Source organism: Dehalococcoidales bacterium (assembly GCA_030698765.1).
Lineage (GTDB): Bacteria > Chloroflexota > Dehalococcoidia > Dehalococcoidales > UBA2162 > JAUYMF01.
In genome coordinates this window covers 1-3,026 of record JAUYMF010000053.1, presented here as the reverse complement: position 1 = coordinate 3,026, position 3,026 = coordinate 1, and the positions used below count along the sequence as shown (strand labels likewise).

At 56.1% G+C, this 3,026-nt stretch carries 4 protein-coding genes; 2 read left to right on the top strand and 2 right to left on the bottom strand.

All coding sequences use genetic code 11. From position 1 onward, the window contains the following. Positions 1-5: 5 nt before the first annotated feature. Complete coding sequence (locus Q8Q07_02640) at positions 6-173, top strand: triose-phosphate isomerase (GenBank protein ID MDP3879189.1); 168 nt, start codon at positions 6-8, stop codon at positions 171-173. A gap of 53 nt (positions 174-226) precedes the next feature. Further along, complete coding sequence (gene miaA / locus Q8Q07_02635) at positions 227-1,144, top strand: tRNA (adenosine(37)-N6)-dimethylallyltransferase MiaA (GenBank protein ID MDP3879188.1); 918 nt, start codon at positions 227-229, stop codon at positions 1,142-1,144. On the opposite strand, the gene panC is transcribed toward miaA, so the two are convergent. Continuing rightward, a complete protein-coding gene (gene panC, locus Q8Q07_02630; protein ID MDP3879187.1) occupies positions 1,145-1,978 on the bottom strand; it encodes a pantoate--beta-alanine ligase in 834 nt (277 codons plus the stop codon). It lies immediately after the preceding gene. Positions 1,979-2,274: 296 nt separating this feature from the next. Then, on the bottom strand, positions 2,275-3,026 hold a 752-nt coding region (panB, locus tag Q8Q07_02625; GenBank protein ID MDP3879186.1), incomplete at its 5' end, for a 3-methyl-2-oxobutanoate hydroxymethyltransferase.

The window sequence follows — 3,026 nt, the reverse complement described above, 5'->3', positions numbered from 1 at the left end:
AAACTCTGGCACAATCCGTACGTATTCTCTACGGCGGCAGCGTGACGGCGGATAACATCGCCGAGTTTATCCGGCAGCCGGAGATAGATGGCGCCCTGGTCGGGGGGGCGAGCCTGAAAGCAGACCAGTATTTGAGCATGGTCAGGCAGGCTCAGATAATCAAAGGGCGTTGAATCCAGGTAAGGCTAAAAGGAAGTAGTTTACTCTTGCATCCTGAGATTCGGAGATGGACTACCTGATAGCGATAGTGGGGCCCACCGCCACCGGAAAGAGCCATCTGGCTATCCGGCTGGCGCAGGACTTCAACGGGGAGATAGTCAGCGCTGACAGTCGCCAGATATACCGCCACATGGATATCGGTACCGCCAAACCCGACCGCAGGGAGCAATCCCTCATTCATCATCATTTAGTTGACATAATTGACATCGATGAAGACTTCAGCCTGGCACAGTACCAGCAGCTGGCTTACAGTGCTATTGAGGATATTCAAAGGCGCGGCAGGCTGCCGCTGCTGGTGGGTGGGAGCGGGCTTTATATCCGGGCGGTACTGGAAGGGTGGCAAATACCCCACATCCCGCCTGACCGGGAATTCCGGCGTAGCCTGGAGGAGAAAGCTGCCGCCGGTGGAGCCGGAGAGCTTTACCGCGAGCTGACGGAGGTTGACCCGGTGGCCGCAGGGAAGATTGACCGTCGTAACGTGCGCCGCCTGATAAGGGCTCTCGAGGTGTCCAGGCAGGCGGATACGCCTTTTTCACGACTCCGGGACAGAGAACCGCCACCATTCAAAATCATGGTCATAGGTCTGACGGCAAACCGGTCCGAGCTGTACCGCCGTATTGATTCGAGGGTTGACCATATGATAGAGCAGGGGCTGGTTGGCGAAGTAAAGCGGCTGGTCGAGGTGGGTTATGATTTCAGCCTGCCGGCGATGTCCGGTATTGGCTACAGACAGATTGGACTGTATTTACGGGGCGAGCTTTCCCTGGCCGATGCTATCCAGCAGACTAAATTTGAGACCCACCGTTTTGTTCGCCACCAGTATGGCTGGTTCCGGCTTAAGGACGACCGAATACACTGGTTTGATATAACTAAAGACAACGAAGCGGAAATCAAGGGACTGGTAGCCGGGTTTGTCACGGGATAGTCATTCCAGCACTACATTGTCAATCAGCCGGGTATTGCCTATCTTAACCGCCAGGGATACCAGTGCCGAAGGCTTGACTTCGTTCAGTTCTTCCAGTGTCTCCGCATCGGCGATGCTGACATAGTCAATCGCCGCCAGGGGTTGCTGCCGGATCAGGTCTGTTATCAACCGCCGCAGCTTTTCTGTGTCTTTTTCTCCGTGTGCCCATGACTCCCGGGTCAGCCGGAGCGCCTGATTGAGGACGACCGCTGCCCGGCGCTCCCTGGGACTAAGGTAGGTGTTACGGCTGCTCATCGCCAGGCCGTCACTCTCTCTGACGGTAGGGCAGGGGATTATTTCCAGGGGCATATTCAGGTCAACCACCATCTTTCTGATTACTGTTACCTGCTGGGCGTCTTTCTGCCCGAAGTAAGCCCGGTCCGGCTGGACGATGTTGAATAGCTTGGCGACGACAGTAGTGACCCCCCGGAAATGCGTAGGGCGGGAAGCGCCTTCCAACCTTTTGGTGATCCCGGTTACTTCCACCCAGGTCTCAGCCCCCGGGGGGTACATCTCATCCGCTGAAGGCATGAAGACAACATCGGTCTTTTCTTTCTCCAGCAATGCTAAATCACGCTGCGTATCGCGGGGATAGCTGGCCAGGTCTTCCTGAGGCCCGAACTGGGTCGGATTGACAAAGATGCTGACGACCACAGAGGTATTTTCCGTCTTGGCCCGTTTCACCAGTGCCAGGTGACCGTCATGGAGGTAGCCCATGGTGGGCACGAAACCCACCGGGCCGACGAGGTGCTGCCTTATCGGGCGCATACCGGCGATGGTCTCAGCGAGTTCCATGTTTCTACCTTACACTCTTAAGGTTAAGGAGACTCTCTCCCTCTTTATCCCCTTCCCCCTGATAAGAAGAAGGTTTTAGAAGAGGAGCTTCGCCCCTCTTTCACACGCCTTGTGCATTTTGTCATTGCGAGATCATCCCGATTCATCGGGAGGCTTCAGCCCGAGTTCAGCCCGAGGGTGAAGCAATCCGGGTAAGGTATGTTTGCGCTTCCCCTCACGGATTGCTTCGTCGCTACGCTCCTCGCAATGACAGCCGTAAGGAGGAGGGGCTTCCGCCCCTCTTAAACTCCTGATTGTTATTTCGCTTTTAACTCCGCCAGAACACTCTCATCCATTGAGAAACTCTGCTTCTCGGTGGGGAAGGTGCCGGCTTTTACCTCATCGTAATACTCAGTGACCGCCTGCTTGATGATGTCAGCCAGTTTAACGTACTGCTTGGCGTGCTTGGGCATGAAGTCGGTAAAGGAACCCAGAATATCATTGATAACCTGTACCTGTCCATCACAGCCGATGCCGGCCCCGATACCGATAGTAGGCACACTTATCTTCTCGGTGATTAACGCTGCCAGGGGGGCGGGGACCGTCTCCAGGACGATAGCAAAGACCCCGGCCTGCTCCAGAGCCTTGGCGTCTTCCAGCAGTTTGATGGCCGCCGCCGGACTCCTCCCCTGCACCCGGAAACCGCCGAACTGGTGAATTGACTGCGGCGTAAGCCCGATATGGCCCATGACCGGAATGCCGCATTCCACCACCCTTTTTACCTTTTCGGCCACGGTGACACCGCCCTCGAGCTTAATAGCCTGGGCGCCGCCTTCCTGAATGAAGCGGGCGGCATTCCTTAAGGCATCTTCCGTACTGACATGGTAGGTCATAAACGGCATATCACCGACAACCATCGCCTTCTGGCTGCCCCTGACTACGGCTTTGGTATGGTGCAGCATCTGCTCCATGGTTACCGGTATCGGTGATTCATAGCCGAGCATGACCATGCCCAGGCTGTCCCCGACCAGGATCATCGGTATGCCGACCTCATCAACTATGCGGGCGG

What these genes read in the sequence shown, in the direction of transcription:
- miaA (MDP3879188.1), top strand. Translation starts at nt 227, where the DNA reads ATGGACTACCTGATAGCGATAGTGGGGCCCACCGCCACCGGAAAGAGC.
- panC (MDP3879187.1), bottom strand. Translation starts at nt 1,978, where the DNA reads ATGGAACTCGCTGAGACCATCGCCGGTATGCGCCCGATAAGGCAGCAC.